The following is a 17116-nucleotide window of genomic DNA, read 5'->3' as shown; positions in this document are numbered from 1 at the left end:
TGCTACGGGCAGCCCTCCCCGATCCTCGGGCGAGCCGGCAGCGCGCGTGCCACACTGGCGCCCGGTCGACGGGGACGTCCGGCCGTGGCCCGAGGGAGGTGGACGTGCGGCGTGCCGTGGTGGGCGCACTGGCGGTGGTCGTGATGGCCGGCGTCGGACTCGTCCCGCTCCTCGTCGAGGACGAGCCGCTCCCGGTCCTGCGCAACGGCGCGGGGTGGCGCACGACGTCCGTCCTGGCTCCGGTGGCGCTCGGCGACCGGCTCCTGGAGCCGCTCGCCGAGGGTCTGTGGCTCGCCGACGGCACGGTCCCGGCGGCCGGGGCCCGCACGCACGTCGCGGCGCAGGCGCTGCGGGACCTGCACGCCCTGACCCGGCCGAACGGAGCCGTCGCAGCCGGGCCAGACGCCCCGTGGGCCTACGCGTGGCCGCGCGACTCCGCGTTCGTCGCCGTGGCCTACGCCGAGACCGGGCACGTGGCCGATGCCGGTCGCGTCCTGGGCTTCCTCGCGCACGTCCAGCGCGCCGACGGCGGTTTCGAGGCCCGCTACCGGCTGGACGGTTCCGGTCCTCCGGACGACCGTCCGCGCCAGAGCGACGGCGCCGGGTGGGTGCTCTGGTCCCTCGAGCGGGTGCGGCTGGCCAGCCCTGGCCGGGTCCTGGCGCCGGGGCTGCGCAACCTGCGCGACCGGGCCTTCGCCTTCGTCGTGGCGCAGACGGCGACGGGCACCCGCCTGCCCGAGGTGTCTCCCGACTACTGGGAGGTGCCGGAGCGGCGGGTCACCCTCGGCACGGCGGCGCCGCTCGCGGCCGGGCTCGAGGCCGCAGCCGGGACGTTCGCGGCCGAGGGCGACGTCGGTCGGGCAGACGTGGCCGGGCGCGCGGCTCGCGGGCTGCGGACCCTGATCCGTGCCGAGTTCGGGCCGGGCTACGAGCGGCACGGCCGGTCCGGCGGGCTCGATGCCGGTGTCACGATGCTCATGCCGCCCTTCGCCGCGGTGGGTGACGCAGCGGCCGAGCGTGCCTGGGAGCACTACCCGGTGCTCGCCCTGCGCGCGGCCGGTGGCCTCGCCCCGGGGGTCGAGTGGAAGAGCGACGGCGTCTCGTGGACGCCCGAGACCGCCATGGTCGCCTACACCGCGGCGGCCTCCGGACACCCCCTCGTCGCCGAGCGCTGGCTGACCTGGCTCGACGGCCACTGCACGTCGTGGGGGAGCCTGCCGGAGAAGGTCCTTCCCGACGGGAGCCCCGCGGGACCGGCGCCACTCGCCTGGACCGCCGCCCTCGTCGTCCTCACCGAGGACGAGCTGGCGACGCAGCGCTCGGGTGTCTCCGCGGCGTCAGTGGCCGGCGTGGGCTGACGGCTCGACGAGCTCGACGAGGACGCCACCGGCGTCCTTGGGGTGGATGAAGTTGACGCGGCTGTCGCTCGTGCCGCGCTTCGGGGTGTCGTAGAGCAGGCGCAGCCCGCGCTCGCGCAGCGTCGCGCACACGGCGTCGATGTCGGTGACGCGGTAGGCGAGCTGCTGGATGCCGGGACCGCTGCGGTCCAGGAACTTCGCGATCGTCGACTCGGGCGAGAGGGGCGCGAGCAGCTGGATGCACGAGCCGGACTCGCCGACGCCCATCATCGCCTCGCGCACGCCCTGCTCCTCGTTCGTCTCCTCGTGGAGCATCCGCATCCCGTACGTCCCCTCGTAGAACGCGATGGCCGCGTCGAGGTCGGGCACCGCGATGCCGACGTGGTCGATGTGGGTGAAGAGGGGGTCGGGAGTCGCGCTCATGGTCCCAACGTAGGGCGGCGTGACGGCATACGGCACGGGTATGCCGTGTGCGCTTGGTCATGCTCCGCGCGGGCCCCGGGAGGCCCCGTCTACAGTTGTCGGGACACCCCCAATGACGTCGGAAGAGGCTCCACCCATGACTGCTGACCGTCCCACCTCCGTGATCGTCGCCGGTGCCCGGACCCCCATGGGTCGGCTGCTCGGCTCGCTCAAGGACTTCTCCGGATCGGACCTCGGTGGCGTCGCCATCAAGGGCGCTCTCGAGAAGGCGGGCGTCGCCCCGGAGCAGGTCGAGTACGTCATCATGGGCCAGGTGCTGCAGGCCGGCGCCGGCCAGATCCCCGCCCGCCAGGCCGCCCACGCCGCCGGGATCCCGATGACCGTCCCGGCCCTGACGATCAACAAGGTGTGCCTCTCGGGCATCAACGCCATCGCCATGGCCGACCAGCTCATCCGTGCCGGCGAGGTCGACGTCGTCGTCGCCGGGGGCCAGGAGTCGATGACGAACGCTCCTCACCTCATGACGAAGTCACGCGAGGGCTACAAGTACGGTGACGTGACGATGCGCGACCACATGGCCTTCGACGGCCTCTGGGACGCCTTCACCGACCAGGCGATGGGTCTGCTCACCGAGCAGGCCAACACGGGCGAGCAGGCCTTCACGCGTGAGGAGCAGGACGAGTTCTCGGCGCGCAGCCACCAGCTCGCCGCCAAGGCGTGGAAGGACGGCCTCTTCGACGACGAGGTCGTCCCGGTGAGCATCCCGCAGCGCAAGGGCGACCCGGTCGTCTTCAAGAACGACGAGGGCATCCGCGCCGACACGACGACCGCCTCGCTCGGCGGCCTGCGCCCGGCCTTCAGCAAGGACGGCACGATCACGGCCGGGTCGGCCTCGCAGATCTCCGACGGCGCCGCCGCGGTCGTCGTGATGAGCAAGGCGAAGGCCGAGGAGCTCGGCCTCACGTGGCTCGCCGAGATCGGCGCGCACGGCATGGTCGCCGGGCCCGACTCGACGCTCCAGCAGCAGCCCGCTCGCGCCATCGCCCGCGCCTGCGAGAAGGAGGGCATCACGCCCGCCGACCTCGACCTCGTCGAGATCAACGAGGCCTTCGCCGCCGTCGGCCTCGCCTCGGCCAAGGAGCTCGGCATCGACGTCGACAAGGTCAACGTCAACGGTGGCGCCATCGCGCTCGGCCACCCGATCGGCATGTCCGGTGCCCGCATCGCGCTGCACCTCGCGCTCGAGCTGAAGCGTCGCGGTGGCGGTGTCGGCGCAGCCGCGCTGTGCGGCGGCGGCGGTCAGGGCGACGCCCTCATCGTCCGCGTCCCCGCGTCCGCCTGACCGTTCGGGCACCCGCCGCGTGGCACGCCGATCCGTCGACGTCCCCGCCCTGGTCGAGTCGGCCAGGGCGGGTTCGCCGCGCGCCGTCGCCCGTCTGATCTCCCTCGTCGAGGACGGCCACGAGTCGCTCCGCGACGTGATGGCGGCGCTCGCACCCCATGCCGGCAACGCGTGGGTCATCGGCCTCACGGGGTCGCCCGGCGTCGGCAAGTCGACGACGACCACCGCGCTCGTCGGCGCCTTCCGTGAGCGCGGTCTCCGGGTCGGCGTGCTCGCGGTCGACCCGAGCTCGCCCTTCTCGGGCGGGGCGCTGCTCGGCGACCGCGTCCGCATGCAGGACCACGCGCTCGACCCCGAGGTCTACATCCGCTCGATGGCCTCACGTGGCCACCTCGGCGGACTGTCGTTCACGACGCCCCAGGCGATCCGCGTGCTCGACGCGGCCGGGTGCGACGTCGTGCTCGTCGAGACCGTCGGCGTGGGGCAGTCCGAGGTCGAGATCGCCGGTCTCGCCGACACGTCGGTCGTGCTGCTCGCACCGGGGATGGGCGACGGCATCCAGGCCGCCAAGGCCGGCATCCTCGAGATCGGCGACGTCTTCGTCGTCAACAAGGCCGACCGCGACGGTGCCGACGCCACGGTCCGCGACCTGCGCCACATGATCTCCCTCGGCGACCGCACCGAGCCGGGCCTCTGGCGTCCACCGGTCGTGAAAACCGTTGCGGCACAGAAGATCGGCATCGACGAGGTGATGGAGGCGCTCGACAAGCACCGGGCGTTCATCGAGGAGAACGGCGAGCTGGCTCGGCGTCGCGAGCGCCGTGTCGCCGACGAGATCGAGACGATCGCGCTGACGACCCTGCGCGCCCGTCTCGGGCACGTCGGTGGGCACGAGGGCGTCGCCGCACTCGCGCGTGACGTCATCGCGGGCCGCACCGACCCGTATGCCGCCGCCGACCGTCTCGTGGAGCAGCTCGGATCCTGACCGGCGGGTTGGGGCCGGTGGTCCAGGCCGACACATGAAGCCAGGTGTGGCTGCGGGGCTCGCGCTCAGCGCTGGAGAGCTGCGCGGACTTCCTGTGTCGCGCGGGCCTTCGCCTCGGCGCGGAGGAGCACCGAACGCACCCACGCCTGCCGCCGCATCACCTGCTCGTAGGTGAACCGGTAGACGTCCCAGCCGGCCAGGACCAGCTCGTCATAGCGCCAGCAGTCGACGACGAGCTGCTCTCTGCCGGTGTGGAACTCGTGGCTGTCCGCCTCGACGACGATCCCCAGCCACACGTCGACGAGGTCAGGGGTGACCCGCTCGCCGCTTGCCACGGCGATGCCGACCTGGGGACGGAGGTCGAGCCCCGGCACGTCGAGCGAGATCGCGCGGAGCACGGACTCGAAGGGGTTGGCCGCCGTGCTCGACGCGTGCGCGAGGACGCGGAGCACCCGCGGTCGTCCGGGGCCGCGGACCTGCTGTGCCACCGTCGCGAGGTCGCCGGCCGACACCCGCCGGGAGCGGAGCGCCGAGTCGGCGATGGCGAGAGTCTCGTCGAACGGGAGGTGGCGAGCGCAGTCGACCACGGTGCGAGCCGGTGACGTGATGCCCGCGGCCGCGTCCCGAGGGTCGATGAGGGAGGACCAGATCCGCGCCGCGGCCGGGTCCCCGCCGCGATCTTGCGCCCACGGGGCACGGTGACCTCCGGCTTCGGCGGCACCGTCTTGACCTTCCACCCGTGCGCGAGGGCCGCCGAGCGGTGCGAGACGACGGCGCTCAGCTCGTGCGCCACAGCCGTGGCGGTGTCGACGTCGCGAAGCAGGTACCGGCCGGGACGGGGGCGCAGGACGTGCCCCTCGACCACCGCCCGCCGGAGCCGCCGTTTCGAGACGAAGGGCCGCAGCTCGGCACGCGTCGCGACGCCGCCGAGTCGCCGCAGCGCGTCCACCACCGGATCCACGGCGCCAGCCTGCCGACCCGTCGAGGGGTCTCGAGCGCGCTGTCCACAGGACCCCGGAACACATGAAGTGGGCGTCGTCGGTCAGGGTCCTGCGTGGGGTCAGCCCGCGCCGGTGCTTGCTGTGTCGCGAGGGACCGGCTCGCGGACGCGCGTGGGCGCGGGGGCAGCGGGCGGCATACGCACGCGGGGTGGGAGCCATGCGCGGGGCGCGTGGGGGCGGGGGAGGGAACGGCATGCGGACGCGGGTGGGAGCGGGGTGGCGTACGCACGTGGGGGAGATGCGTAAATGGATGGCGCGACGGGCGGACGTGGTGTCACCGTCGAGGGATGGACATCATCCCGCTCGACCATGACGACGACGTCATGCTCAAGGAGCTCTTCGGCGTGGCCACCCGCAGCGAGTCCGTCTCGCGCGTCCAGCCGATCCAGCGCACCGAGGACGAGTTCCTCAAGATGGTGCGCTTCTCGTTCCCCGGCGAGCGGGAGGTGGGCGCCGTGGCCGTCGTCGACGGCTCTCCCGTCGGCTGGTCGCGCGTCTTCTTCCCCGAGCGCGACAACCTCGACAAGTGCTGGAACCACCTCGAGGTGGACCCGCAGCACCGTGGGGCGGGCATCGGCTCCGCCCTGCTCGAGTGGACCGAGGAACAGGCCCGGTCGGGCGACCGCTCGATGCTGCTGACCGAGGTCTTCGTCCCCGTCGGTGACCGCGAGTCGCATGCCGACCGCGAGTTCGCCCTCAGACGGGGGTATGCCGTGTCGAGCGTCGAGATCGTCCGCTCGCTGCCGCTCCCCGTCGATGCGGACGTCCTGGCCCGGCACGGTGACCACGCGGCCGAGGCCATGGGCGACGCGTACGACCTCACGGTCCACGTCGACGGTGTGCCGGACGAGCTGCGCCAGGGCGTGTGCGACGCCTCGAACCGGCTCATCCTCGACGCCCCCACAGGCGATGTGGAGTTCGAGCCGGAGTCGCAGACGGTCGAGGACTACGAGACCATGCTCCAGCACCTGCGTGACACGGGGCGCACGATCATCACGGCCGTGGCCGTGCACCGTGAGTCCGGCGTCGTCGCGGCCTACACCGACCTCGCCATCCCCTCCGGCGACCCGCACGTCGTCTTCCAGTGGGGCACGCTCGTGCTGCCTGAGCACCGCGGACACCGGCTCGGCATGGCCGTCAAGGCCGCGAACCTCAGGGAGCTGGCCCGCGTTGCACCAGAACGACGTTCGGTGCAGACGATGAACGACGAGCAGAACCCGTGGATGGTCCAGATCAACAAGGACCTGGGCTTCGCGATCATCGAGGAAGCACTGACGATGAAGAAGGCCTTCTAGGCCGACCGGCGCGCTGGGGGTGCTCGGGCGAGGTCGACCGGGGCGGCATACGGTGAGGTCATGCTGATCGCCTTCTCCGTCGCCCCCACCGTCGCGGCCGACGACACCGGATCGGTGTCCGACGCCGTCGCCCGAGCCATCCGCGTCGTGCGCGACTCCGGTCTGCCGCACCGCACCGACGCGATGTTCACGACGATCGAAGGGGAGTGGGACGAGTGCATGGCTGTCGTGAAGCAGTGCTGCGACGTGCTGGCGGAGACCTCCCCGCGTGTCGGGCTCGTGCTCAAGGCCGACATCCGTCCCGGCTGGACCGGCGAGCTCGACGGCAAGCTCGAGCGGCTCGAGGATGCGCTCGACCGTCAGCGGGATGACTGAGCAGGACTGGCAGCTCAGGCCGCTCGCGCTCGAGGACTGTGATGAGCTCGGGCGCGTGCACATGGCGGTGTGGCGGGACGCGTACGCCGGGCTGATGCCCGCCGACTACCTCGCCGGGCTGAGCGACGAGCGCTGCGCGGACCGCTGGCGCGAGCTGGCGGGACGCCCGACGGACGCGCCCGAGCGCACCCTCGTGGTCGTGGACCCGCACGGCCGGCTCGCCGGCTTCGGCAGCGCCGGCCCGAGCCGCGACGAGGACGCGCCCACCGACTGGGAGCTGTACGCCGTCAACCTCGCCCCGCACGCCCGTGCCACGGGCGTCGCCGACCGTCTGGTCGACGAGCTCCTCGGTGACCGCGATGCGACCCTCTGGGTCGTCGAGGGCAACGCCCGGGCCAGGGCGTTCTACACGCGCCGGGGCTTCGTCGACGAGGGCGGACGGTCCGAGCACCCGGCGACGGGGACGGCCGAGATCCGGATGGTCCGACGTCTCGACTGACCCGCGCAGGACAAAGTGCGCATAACGGTCATCGGGCACCAACTGCCGGGCGTGACCGGCCTGACATCGGCTCCTGTCGCTGCACGGTGCGGGTCGGGAGTGTCCGGAAATGTCCTCGGCGAGCCGTTCCCGCGGATTGGGGATGCGGCATGGTCCGTGCGTATCGTGGGTCGCGGCCGAACGTGCTCGGCCGATCCCCTTGCGTCACCGAAAGGCTTTTCCATGCCCCGCACCGCGACTCGTCGACGTGCTCTTGCCGCCGCGCTCGCCTGCGCTGCCATGCTCTCCGCCTGCACCGGCAACTCCGACGACGGCACCGTCGGCACCGGCGTCTCCGCGACTCCTGTGGTCGCGCCGGAGACCGCCGACACGACCGCGGCCTCGGCCGTCGGGGCGGCAGCCACGTCCTCCCTCGACGCGTCGGCCGCCGGTGCCGCTGCCCGCGAGAAGGCCTACGTGGGCGCCGCGCTCCAGTCGGCCAACGCCTACGCCAAGACGCTCCCGGGACGCACCGCCGCGGAGAAGGCCGAGGCCGAGCTCGCCACGACCGGCGTCAAGGTGCTCGCGCTGTCCCGCGCCGGTGACACCCCCGCCCAGATCCTCGCGCAGACGACGCTGAAGAAGACCGGTGCCGCCGTGCTCGTGCTGCTCGTCGGTGGCCCGTCCGGTGCACCGTTCAAGGCTGCCGCGGTCACCCCGATGCTCCCCGACGCCAAGCTCGACGCCCTCGACCCGGCGTCCGACGGTTCCGCCGCCATCGCCGACGGCAAAGGCCTCTCCGCCAAGCCCGACGACGTCGTCTCGGCGTTCGCCGCCTCGGTGAAGTACCCCGACCCGACGGCGACCAAGGTGCTCGCCGACGACCCGCTCTCGGAGCAGCTGCGCCAGTCGGCCCGCGCCCAGTCGCAGGCCCTCAACAACCAGGGCGCCTTCACCCAGGAGCACGAGCCCAAGGGCATCCTCGGTGGACTGCGCCTCAAGGACGGCAACGGCGCCATCGTCTTCGCCCACCTCGTGCGCAACGACGCCATCGCCATGCGCACACCCGTCAAGCTCACCCCGGCCAAGGACCTGACGCTCCTGACCGGTATCAAGCAGATCACGACCGAGGCCAACCTGACCTCCAACGAGATCGTCGCCATCGTCATCCCTGCGTCCGGACAGGCGCGCATCGTCGCCGCATCGGACCAGCTCGTCGCCGGCTCGGGTCGGTGAGGCAGGATTGATCTATGAGTCACCAGCCATTCACCGCAGCAGCACTTCGCGGTGCCGTCGACCTGTCATCGCTCAAGCGTCCGGCCCAGCCGGCTGGCCCCGCATCCGGCGCGGCCTCCACCTCCGCGGACGGTGCTGGCCTCGTCATCGAGGGCACTGACGCCTCGATCCGTGACGTCATCGCGGCGTCCGAGCGGCATCCCGTCGTCATGGTGCTCTGGTCACCGCGGCTGCAGGAGTCGGCTGACTTCGTCACGACGTTCGGCTCGGTGGCCCGCCGCTACGCGGGTCGCTTCCAGCTCGTCACCGTCGACGTCGACGCCAACCCCACGATCCTGCAGGCCTTCCAGGTCCAGGCCGTGCCCGTGAGCTTCGCCTTCGTGCAGAGCCAGCCGGTGCCGCTCTTCGAGGGCGCGCAGCCCGAGGCCCAGGTCACGGCCGTCATCGACCAGGTGCTGCAGCTCGCGGCGCAGCACGGTGTCACCGGTACCGTCACGGTCGGAGAGGACGCTGCCGCACCGGCCGACGAGACCGAGCAGGAGCAGCCCCTGCCGCCGCTGCACCAGCAGGCCTTCGATGCCATCGAGGCGGGCGACCTCGAGGCAGCCGCCTCGGCCTACCGCGAGGCCCTCGCGCAGAGCCCGGCCGACACCGAAGCCAAGCTCGGTCTCGCCCAGGTGGGGCTCCTGCAGCGCACCCAGGGTGCCGACCTCCAGGCTGCCCGGGCCGCGGCAGCCGCCGCGCCGACGGACGTCGACGCGCAGATCCTCGTCGCCGACCTCGACCTGCTCGGTGGTCACGTCGAGGACGCCTTCATGCGCCTCATCGACACCGTGCGCGTCACGGCTGACGCCGACCGCAACAAGGCGCGCGAGCACCTCGTCGAGCTCTTCGAGGTCATCGGCGTCACGGACGAGCGCGTCGCGAAGGCACGCAAGTCCCTCATGAGCGCCCTCTTCTAGGTCGAGCCGACCGACCGGAGCCACCCTGCAGGACAGCAGCCACCGGTATGCCGGTGGCCGCGGTCCAGCCGGGTGGCTCGCGTGCGCCCGGGGTGCCGTCAGTCCCCGGTCGGCACCCGCGGGTCCGCCGCCGACGTCATGACGAGGGCGTCGCCCAGCCGGGCGATGACGTCGTCGGCCGTCACGTCGGCCGGCTCCGCGCCGTCGACCCAGAGGCCCCAGCGCGGGGTGGCCGGGTCCGCGCCGTCGCGCACGACGACGACGTGGACCGGCTCGGGCTCGACGAGGTCGAGGAAGTCCTCGAGGCGGTCGCCGAGCGCGTCCTCCACGACGACCGCGTCGAAGCCCTCGAGCTGGTAGGTCTCGGCCACGGCCAGGGCCGCCGACCAGCGCAGCAGCCGCGCCCGCAGCTGCTCCGACGTCGGCGGCTCGTCCCAGCCCGCGGCGGCGCCCGTCGTGACGGCCTGCTCGAGCGCCGCCCCGTCGACGACGACGGCCCGGGCGAGCCGATCGGCGACTGCCGACGCGAGGGCGGCCCGGATCTCTGCCCGGGCCGCCGTCACGAGGACCAGCCGGCCACGCGGACCCGACTCGTCGAGCTCGCTCATCCGCCGAGGGCCGCCGACACGACGTCCCTGGCCTCGGCCTGGACGCGGGCGAGGTGCTCTGGCCCCTGGAAGGACTCGGCGTAGATCTTGTAGACGTCCTCGGTGCCCGACGGCCGCGCGGCGAACCACGCGCTCTCGGTCGTCACCTTGAGCCCGCCGATCGTGGCGCCGTTGCCCGGCGCCTCGGTCAGCTTGCCCGTGATCGGCTCTCCCGCGAGGGTCTCGGCCGTCACGTCGTCGGGGGAGAGGGCGCCGAGCTTGGCCTTCTCCTCGCGCGACGCGGCGGCGTCGATGCGGGCGTATGCCGGGTCGCCGTGCCGGGCGGTCAGCTCGGCGTAGTGCTGGCTGGGTGTCCTGCCGGTCGCGGCGAGGATCTCGGACGCCAGCAGCGCGAGCAGGATGCCGTCCTTGTCGGTCGACCAGACGGTGCCGTCCTGGCGCAGGAAGCTGGCCCCGGCCGACTCCTCCCCGCCGAACCCCACGCTGCCGTCGAGCAGCCCGGGCACGAACCACTTGAAGCCCACGGGGACCTCGAGGAGGGTGCGACCGAGGTCGGAGGCGACGCGGTCGATCATCGAGGAGGACACGAGGGTCTTGCCGATGGCGGTCGTGGCGGGCCATCCCGGACGGGCACCGCCGTAGAGGTACTGGATGGCGACGGCGAGGTAGTGGTTGGGGTTCATCAGGCCGGCGTCGGGCGTGACGATGCCGTGCCGGTCGGCGTCGGCGTCGTTGCCGGTCGAGATGTCGTAGGCGTCCTTGGCGTGGATGAGCGAGGCCATCGCCGACGGCGAGCTGCAGTCCATCCGGATCTTGCCGTCCCAGTCGAGCGTCATGAAGGCCCACTGCGGGTCGACGCGCGGGTTGACGACGGTGAGGTCGAGCCCGTGCCGCTCACCGATCTCTCCCCAGTAGGCGACGGACGCTCCGCCGAGCGGGTCGGCGCCGATGCGCACGCCGGCCTCGCGGACGCGGGCGAGGTCGACGACGTTCGGGAGGTCGTCGACGTAGGTGCCCATGAAGTCGTACGAGCCGGCCTCGCCGCGGGCCTGCTCGAACGCGACGCGGCGGACCTCGCGCAGCCCGCCGCGGATGAGGTCGTTGGCGCGCTTCGCGATGACCGAGGTCGCGTCGGTGTCGGCCGGACCGCCGTGCGGGGGGTTGTACTTGAAACCGCCGTCGGCCGGTGGGTTGTGCGACGGCGTGACGACGATGCCGTCGGCGAGACCGCTCGCCCCCGAGCCCTTCCCACGGTTGGCGCGCAGGATGGCGTGCGACACGGCAGGCGTCGGCGTGAACCCGTCGCGGTCGTCGACGAGCACCTGCACGCCGTTGGCAACGAGCACCTCGAGCGCCGAGCGCCACGCGGGCTCGGACAGCGCATGCGTGTCGCGGCCGATGAAGAGCGGCCCGTCGAAACCCTGCGAGACGCGGTAGTCGACGATGGCCTGCGTCGTGGCGAGGATGTGGTCCTCGTTGAACGCCGTGCGCAGGCTCGACCCGCGGTGGCCCGACGTGCCGAACGCGACCTGCTCGTCGGGGTCGTCGACGTCCGGGTGCCGGTCGTAGTAGGCCCCGACGAGTGCGTCGACGTCGACGAGGTCCTCGGCCTGTGCGGGCTGACCGGCGCGCGGGTGGGTCATGAGGGGTCTCCGTTCGGGGTCGGGTCGGCGTCGCTGCTCGAGAGGGTCCCGGCGACGACGGCCGGGACGGTGGGCTCGTCCACGGGGACGAGCCAGACGGTCGACAGGCGCGGCACGGTGATGTCGGCGGCATACGGCTGCTGGTGCCAGGCCTCCTCGCGCGCCTCGACGACGATGCCGGTGCTGCTCGGTGCGTCGGGGTGGTAGCCGGCCGTGTCGAGGACGACCATCCACCTCCCACCGCGCGGCAGGCCGATGCGGTAGGACTGCTGGGTCTCGCCGCTGAAGTTCATGACGCAGGCGACGACGGGGGCGTCGGTCGCCCGGTCGCCCTTGCCGAAGCGCAGCCACGAGAACGTGTTGTGGGCTGCGTCGTCGGCCTCGAGCCACTCGAAGCCCGAGCGGTCGGCGTCGAGCTCCCACAGCGCCCGGTGGCCGCGGTAGATGCCGTTGAGGTCCTTGACGAGGTTGTGGACGCGGTAGTGCAGCGGCTGCTCGAGCAGCCACCAGTCGAGGCTGCGTCCCTCGGACCACTCGGACTCCTGGCCGAACTCGCAGCCCATGAAGAGCAGCTGCTTGCCGGGGTGGCACCAGAGGTAGGCGAGGAAGGCACGGAGCGTCGCGACCTGCTCCTCGCGCGGGCCGCGCGACTTGCGCAGCAGCGAGCCCTTGCCGTGGACGACCTCGTCGTGGCTGATCGGCAGCACGAAGTTCTCGTCGAAGGCGTACATGAGCGAGAAGGTCAGCTTGCCGTGGTGGTAGCTGCGGTAGATGGGCTCCTCGCCGAGGTACTTGAGCGAGTCGTTCATCCAGCCCATGTTCCACTTGAAGCCGAACCCGAGGCCGCCCTCGTTGGTCGGCTTCGTGACGCCGGGCCACGTCGTCGACTCCTCGGCGATCGTGACGATCCCGCCGACGCGCTTGTAGGCGGTGCCGTTGGTCTCCTTGAGCAGCTCGACGGCCTCGAGGTTCTCGCGCCCGCCGTCCTTGTTGGGCACCCAGGCCCCGGCGTCGCGGGCGTAGTCGAGGTAGAGCATCGAGGCCACGCCGTCGACGCGCAGGCCGTCGAGGTGGAACTCCTCGAGCCAGTAGATGGCGTTGGCGACGAGGAAGTTGCGCACCTCGGGCCGGCCGTAGTCGAAGATGTTGGAGCCCCACTCGGGGTGCCAGCCCTTGCGAGGGTCCGGGTGCTCGTAGAGCGGTAGACCGTCGAAGCGCGCGAGGGCCCACTCGTCGGTGGCGAAGTGCCCGGGCACCCAGTCGAGCAGCACCCCGATGCCGGCCCGGTGCAGCTCGTCGACGAGGAAGCGGAAGTCGTCCGGGCGACCCCAGCGGGAGCTCGGCGCGTAGTAGCCCGTCACGTGGTAGCCCCACGAGGGGACGTACGGGTGCTCCATGACGGGGAGGAACTCGACGTGGGTGAACCCGAGGTCGCGCACGTAGTTGACGAGGTGCTCGGCGAGGCCGCGGTAGCCGAGGTCCTGGCGCCACGAGCCGAGGTGGACCTCGTAGATGCTCATCGGTCCCTGGTGGGCGTCGCTCGTGCGGCGGCGCTCCATCCACTCGTCGTCGCGCCAGTCGTAGTGGGTCTCGGTGACGATGGCCGCCTGCTTCGGGGCGACCTCGGTCATGCGCGCCATCGGGTCGCTCTTGAGGCGGACGAGCTCGTCGGGCCCGCGGACGGCGAACTGGTAGTTCATCCCCTCCTGGGCGCCGGGGAGGAAGAGCTCCCAGATGCCGCTCTCGCCGAGCGCCCGCATCGGGTGCGAGCGGCGGTCCCAGTCGTTGAAGTCGCCGATGACGTGGACGGCCCGGGCCCGGGGCGCCCAGACCGCGAAGGAGACACCCCAGACGTCGCCGAGCGGGCCGGGGTAGTGGCGCACGTGTGCCCCGAGGACGGTCCACAGCTGCTCGTGACGCCCCTCGTTGATGAGGTGGCGGTCGATCTCGCCGAGCGTCGGGGCGAAGCGGTACGGGTCGTCCTGCTCGTGCTCGACGCCGTCGCCGTACTCGACGAGGAGGCGGTAGTCGTGCGTCGTGCCGAAGTCGGGCGAGGTCATCGACCAGATGCCGTCGCGCACGTGCTGCAGCTCGACGCGCTCGCCCGAGTCGAGGCGGGCGCCGACGCGGGTCGCGAACGGGCGGTAGGCGGTGATCGTCAGCCCACCCGGGCCGACGTGGTGGCCGAGCAGGTCGTGCGGCTGGCCGTTGCGGCCCTGGAGGAAGGCCGTGATCGCGGCGTCGTCGAGGGAGGGACCGGGGGCGGTCTCGGGGGTCATGGCGTGCCTTCCTCGGTGGTGAGTCGCTCGACGGCGCCGAGCGGGATCGGCAGCCACGAGGGCCGGTTGCGGGCCTCGTAGACGACCTCGTAGAGCGCCTTGTCGAGCTCGAGCGCACGGGTCAGTGCCTGCGCGTCGGCGTCGGGCGTCCCTGCGACGGAGGCGTACCCGTCGAGGAAGGCGGCCCGGCAGGCCGCGGCCCAGCCGGTGGCGTCGACCGGTGACTCGGCCAGGGCCACGGAGCCCGCGGCGTAGTCGAAGGAACGGAGCATCCCGGCGACGTCACGCGCCGTGAGGTCGGGGAGTACGCGTTCGGCGAGCGGGCGCAGCGGCTCGCCCTCGAAGTCGAGGGCCACCCACCCGCGCTCGGGCACGTCGAGCACCTGGCCGAGGTGGTAGTCACCGTGGATCCGCTGCAGCGGCGGCCAGTGCACGTCGCGCACGGACGCGACGACGCGCTCGACGGCGTCCGAGCGGGAGGCGAGGTCGGGCACGAGGGCCACGGCGGCGGCATACCGCTGGCGCATCGACGCGACGACCGCCTGGCGCGCCTCGGCCGTCACCTCGTGCGTGCCGAGCGCGTGCGCGAGGGCCGTGTGGATCTCGGCCGTGACGACACCGAGGTCGCGGGCGCGGGACGTGAAGTCCGTGCCCGACGCGGCGGCGACGAGCGCGACCCGCCAGGCGTCCTCGACCCCGGGGATGAACTCCTGCGCGAAGGCGAGGTGGCCGTGCATCGTCGACCCGCCGGTCGGCGCGTCCCAGGCACCCGAGAGGTGACCGATGGCCATCGGGACGCGGTCCGAACCCTGCTCCGTCAGGGCGGACTGCACCACGACGTCGGGGTTGTCGCCGTCCTGGAGCGTGCGGAAGACCTTGACGATGACCGGCTCGGCCGGCCCGCCGTCGGGGGCGTTCATGCGGCAGATGACCGAGGTGTTGGACTGCTCTCCGCTGAGCACGGTCGACGACGACACCGAGCCGTCGGCGTGGCCGGTCGACGAGCCCTCGGCGAGCGCGTTGCTGCCGACGGACGCCTGCGCCTCGTCGGACACGCCACGTCCGAGGATCGTCGCCATGAGCTGCGAGACGTAGACGGGGTCGTGCGGTGCGTCGTAGACCCAGCGCGTGCCGAGGACGCTGTGCTCCATCGTGCCGAGCAGCGCGTGCTCGGCGCCCTCGAGCGGGGCGGAGCGGTAGGTGAGGGGCACCTGGTAGACGACCGCGGGTGCCACGGCCTCGTCGGCGAGGAGGAGCGTCTCGCAGCCCACCTCGCCCTCAGGGTCCTCGAAGCGGAACCCGCCCACGCGGCGCAGCTGCGGCACGTGGCCCTTGCCGTGGTACCACCGCTGGCGCGGCATCCACTCGGTGACCATCTCGGTCTTGGTCGGCACGATCGTCGCGCCCTTGTGCACGATGGCCATCAGCCGCGGTCCTCCCCGCCGCGCAGCCGCAGCCAGAAGAAGTCGCGGGAGCCGAGCGTCAGGGTGACGCGGCCGTCGCTCGCCACCCACGGGAAGCCGCTGCCGCCGAAGAGGTCGATGAGCTCGCGGCCCGCGAGCCCCTCCGGCAGCTGGATCGTCGCTGCCTGGGGCCGGCTCGAGAGGTTGTTGACGCAGAGCACGGCCTCACCGGGCTCGTTGCCGTCGGCCTCCATCGTGCGCGTGAAGGCGAGGATGGCTTCGTTGTCGGCCTCGACGATCGTGAAGTCGCCGAGCCCGAAGACCGGGTGGCGCCCGCGGATCTGGAGCATTCCGCGGATCCAGTGCAGGAGGGAGGCCGAGGAGGCCATCTGGGCCTCGACGTTGATGTTGTTGTAGTGGTAGACGAGGCTGCTGATGACGGGCAGGTAGAGCTTGCCCGGGTCGACGCTCGAGAACCCGGCGTTGCGGTCGGGCGTCCACTGCATCGGCGTGCGCACGGCGTCGCGGTCGGTGAGCCAGATGTTGTCGCCCATGCCGATCTCGTCGCCGTAGTAGAGGCACGGTGAGCCCGGAAGCGAGAGGATCAGCGCGTGGATGAGCTCGATCTCGGGCCGTGAGTTGTCGAGCAGGGGAGCGAGCCGTCGCCGGATGCCGACGTTGGCGCGCATGCGCGGGTCGGGGGCGTACCAGCCGTACATCGCGGCGCGCTCCTCCGGCGTCACCATCTCGAGCGTCAGCTCGTCGTGGTTGCGCAGGAACGTGCCCCACTGCGTGCCCGACGGGATGGCCGGGGTGTCGGCCAGCACGTCGATGATCGGCGCGGCGGTCTCCTCGCGGAGCGAGTAGTAGAGCCGGGGCATGACCGGGAAGTGGAAGCACATCTGGCACTCCGGCGCCTCCTCGGTGCCGAAGTAGTCGACGACCTCGGCGGGCGGCTGGTTGGCCTCCGCGAGCAGGATCCGGCCGGGGTACTCGGCATCGACCATGGCGCGCAGCCTGGCGAGGAACTCGTGCGTCTTGGGGAGGTTCTCGCAGTTCGTGCCCTCCTCCTCGAAGAGGTAGGGGACCGCGTCGAGACGGAAGCCGTCGATGCCGAGGTCCATCCAGAAGCGCACGATGTCGAACATCGCCTCCTGCACGGCCTCGTTCTCGAAGTTGAGGTCGGGCTGGTGGCTGAAGAAGCGGTGCCAGAAGAACTGCCGGCGGACCGGGTCGAAGGTCCAGTTGGACACCTCGGTGTCGACGAAGATGATGCGCGCGTCGTCGTAGCCGTCGTCGGTGTCGGACCAGACGTAGAAGTCGCCGTAGGGGCCGTCGGGCTCCGCGCGGCTCGCCTGGAACCACGGGTGCTGGTCGCTCGTGTGGTTCATGACGAAGTCGGTGACGATGCGGATGCCGCGGGCGTGGGCCTGCGAGACGAGCTCGGTGAACTCCGGCAGCGTCCCGAACTCGGGCAGGACCGCCTTGTAGTCGGCGATGTCGTAGCCGCCGTCGCGCAGCGGCGACGCGTAGAAGGGCGGCAGCCAGAGGCAGTCGACGCCGAGCCACTGGAGGTAGTCGAGCCGGTTGATGAGACCGGTGAAGTCACCGGCGCCGGAACCCTTCGAGTCGGCGAAGGCGCGGACGAGCACCTCGTAGAAGACCGCCTTCTTGAACCACTGGGGGTCGTGCTTCAGGCCGGGCTGGGACAGGTTGAGGCCCTGCATG

Annotated in this window: 15 protein-coding genes; 8 read left to right on the top strand and 7 right to left on the bottom strand. The window is 72.0% G+C overall.

Translation table 11 applies throughout. From position 1 onward, the window contains the following. The first annotated feature begins 104 nt into the window (after positions 1-104). Positions 105-1358 carry a glycoside hydrolase family 15 gene (locus tag ACSSS0_RS03910; protein WP_487230138.1) on the top strand — a complete coding sequence of 418 codons (1254 nt, stop codon included), beginning with the start codon at positions 105-107 and terminating at the stop codon, positions 1356-1358. On the opposite strand, the gene mce is transcribed toward ACSSS0_RS03910, so the two are convergent. Further along, positions 1338-1781, bottom strand: coding sequence for a methylmalonyl-CoA epimerase (gene mce, locus ACSSS0_RS03905; protein ID WP_435985219.1), 444 nt, complete (start codon positions 1779-1781; stop codon positions 1338-1340). The genes ACSSS0_RS03910 and mce overlap by 21 nt on opposite strands. A gap of 136 nt (positions 1782-1917) precedes the next feature. On the opposite strand from mce, the gene ACSSS0_RS03900 reads away from it, so the two are divergent. Beyond that, entirely contained in the window at positions 1918-3123 is a 1206-nt protein-coding gene (locus ACSSS0_RS03900) for an acetyl-CoA C-acetyltransferase (protein ID WP_435985220.1), read from the top strand. Positions 3124-3142: 19 nt separating this feature from the next. Further along, positions 3143-4108 carry a methylmalonyl Co-A mutase-associated GTPase MeaB gene (gene meaB / locus ACSSS0_RS03895; protein ID WP_487230137.1) on the top strand — a complete coding sequence of 322 codons (966 nt, stop codon included), beginning with the start codon at positions 3143-3145 and terminating at the stop codon, positions 4106-4108. 65 nt (positions 4109-4173) lie between these two features. On the opposite strand, the gene ACSSS0_RS03890 is transcribed toward meaB, so the two are convergent. Further along, a complete protein-coding gene (locus ACSSS0_RS03890) occupies positions 4174-4695 on the bottom strand; it encodes a hypothetical protein (protein ID WP_487230136.1) in 522 nt (173 codons plus the stop codon). Between the two features lie 701 nt (positions 4696-5396). Here ACSSS0_RS03890 and ACSSS0_RS03885 point away from each other — a divergent pair. The 5 genes from ACSSS0_RS03885 (at position 5397) to ACSSS0_RS03865 (ending at position 9455) form a co-directional block, all read left to right on the top strand. Further along, positions 5397-6404: a GNAT family N-acetyltransferase gene (locus tag ACSSS0_RS03885; protein ID WP_487230135.1), complete on the top strand. Its 1008-nt coding sequence runs from the start codon at positions 5397-5399 to the stop codon at positions 6402-6404. A gap of 60 nt (positions 6405-6464) precedes the next feature. Beyond that, positions 6465-6779 (top strand): thiamine-binding protein, encoded by a 315-nt coding sequence (locus tag ACSSS0_RS03880; protein ID WP_435985224.1) that lies wholly within the window; start codon positions 6465-6467, stop codon positions 6777-6779. Further along, positions 6772-7278, top strand: coding sequence for a GNAT family N-acetyltransferase (locus tag ACSSS0_RS03875; RefSeq protein ID WP_487230134.1), 507 nt, complete (start codon positions 6772-6774; stop codon positions 7276-7278). Before ACSSS0_RS03880 ends, ACSSS0_RS03875 begins: the two co-directional genes overlap by 8 nt. Before the next feature lie 222 nt (positions 7279-7500). Further along, positions 7501-8493: a DUF8094 domain-containing protein gene (locus ACSSS0_RS03870; RefSeq protein WP_487230133.1), complete on the top strand. Its 993-nt coding sequence runs from the start codon at positions 7501-7503 to the stop codon at positions 8491-8493. A gap of 14 nt (positions 8494-8507) precedes the next feature. Further along, positions 8508-9455: a co-chaperone YbbN gene (locus tag ACSSS0_RS03865; RefSeq protein WP_487230132.1), complete on the top strand. Its 948-nt coding sequence runs from the start codon at positions 8508-8510 to the stop codon at positions 9453-9455. A gap of 98 nt (positions 9456-9553) precedes the next feature. Here ACSSS0_RS03865 and ACSSS0_RS03860 read toward each other — a convergent pair whose 3' ends face one another. The 5 genes from ACSSS0_RS03860 to treS are packed head-to-tail and all read right to left on the bottom strand — an operon-like array spanning position 9554 to position 17115. Then, a complete protein-coding gene (locus tag ACSSS0_RS03860) occupies positions 9554-10063 on the bottom strand; it encodes a hypothetical protein (protein WP_487230131.1) in 510 nt (169 codons plus the stop codon). Beyond that, the gene (gene pgm, locus ACSSS0_RS03855) at positions 10060-11706 is read right to left on the bottom strand and encodes a phosphoglucomutase (alpha-D-glucose-1,6-bisphosphate-dependent) (RefSeq protein WP_487230130.1); all 1647 of its coding nucleotides are present in this window, start codon (positions 11704-11706) and stop codon (positions 10060-10062) included. Before pgm ends, ACSSS0_RS03860 begins: the two co-directional genes overlap by 4 nt. Then, on the bottom strand, positions 11703-13985 hold the full coding sequence (gene glgB / locus ACSSS0_RS03850; RefSeq protein ID WP_487230129.1) for a 1,4-alpha-glucan branching protein GlgB: 2283 nt from the start codon (positions 13983-13985) through the stop codon (positions 11703-11705). The genes pgm and glgB overlap by 4 nt, the downstream gene beginning before the upstream one ends. Further along, entirely contained in the window at positions 13982-15409 is a 1428-nt protein-coding gene (locus ACSSS0_RS03845) for a maltokinase N-terminal cap-like domain-containing protein (RefSeq protein ID WP_487230128.1), read from the bottom strand. Before ACSSS0_RS03845 ends, glgB begins: the two co-directional genes overlap by 4 nt. Beyond that, positions 15409-17115: a maltose alpha-D-glucosyltransferase gene (gene treS / locus ACSSS0_RS03840; RefSeq protein WP_487230127.1), complete on the bottom strand. Its 1707-nt coding sequence runs from the start codon at positions 17113-17115 to the stop codon at positions 15409-15411. Before treS ends, ACSSS0_RS03845 begins: the two co-directional genes overlap by 1 nt. Position 17116: the final 1 nt, after the last annotated feature.

Source organism: Terrabacter sp. R4-6 (assembly GCF_057529065.1).
This window is presented reverse-complemented; position numbering and strand designations above follow the sequence as displayed.

Coding starts and splice junctions, on each gene's coding strand:
- ACSSS0_RS03880 (WP_435985224.1), top strand. CDS start 6,465: ATGCTGATCGCCTTCTCCGTCGCCCCCACCGTCGCGGCCGACGACACC.
- ACSSS0_RS03875 (WP_487230134.1), top strand. CDS start 6,772: ATGACTGAGCAGGACTGGCAGCTCAGGCCGCTCGCGCTCGAGGACTGT.
- ACSSS0_RS03865 (WP_487230132.1), top strand. CDS start 8,508: ATGAGTCACCAGCCATTCACCGCAGCAGCACTTCGCGGTGCCGTCGAC.
- glgB (WP_487230129.1), bottom strand. CDS start 13,985: ATGACCCCCGAGACCGCCCCCGGTCCCTCCCTCGACGACGCCGCGATC.
- mce (WP_435985219.1), bottom strand. CDS start 1,781: ATGAGCGCGACTCCCGACCCCCTCTTCACCCACATCGACCACGTCGGC.
- ACSSS0_RS03870 (WP_487230133.1), top strand. CDS start 7,501: ATGCCCCGCACCGCGACTCGTCGACGTGCTCTTGCCGCCGCGCTCGCC.
- ACSSS0_RS03900 (WP_435985220.1), top strand. CDS start 1,918: ATGACTGCTGACCGTCCCACCTCCGTGATCGTCGCCGGTGCCCGGACC.
- ACSSS0_RS03845 (WP_487230128.1), bottom strand. CDS start 15,409: ATGGCCATCGTGCACAAGGGCGCGACGATCGTGCCGACCAAGACCGAG.
- ACSSS0_RS03860 (WP_487230131.1), bottom strand. CDS start 10,063: ATGAGCGAGCTCGACGAGTCGGGTCCGCGTGGCCGGCTGGTCCTCGTG.
- ACSSS0_RS03885 (WP_487230135.1), top strand. CDS start 5,397: ATGGACATCATCCCGCTCGACCATGACGACGACGTCATGCTCAAGGAG.
- pgm (WP_487230130.1), bottom strand. CDS start 11,706: ATGACCCACCCGCGCGCCGGTCAGCCCGCACAGGCCGAGGACCTCGTC.
- treS (WP_487230127.1), bottom strand. CDS start 17,115: ATGCAGGGCCTCAACCTGTCCCAGCCCGGCCTGAAGCACGACCCCCAG.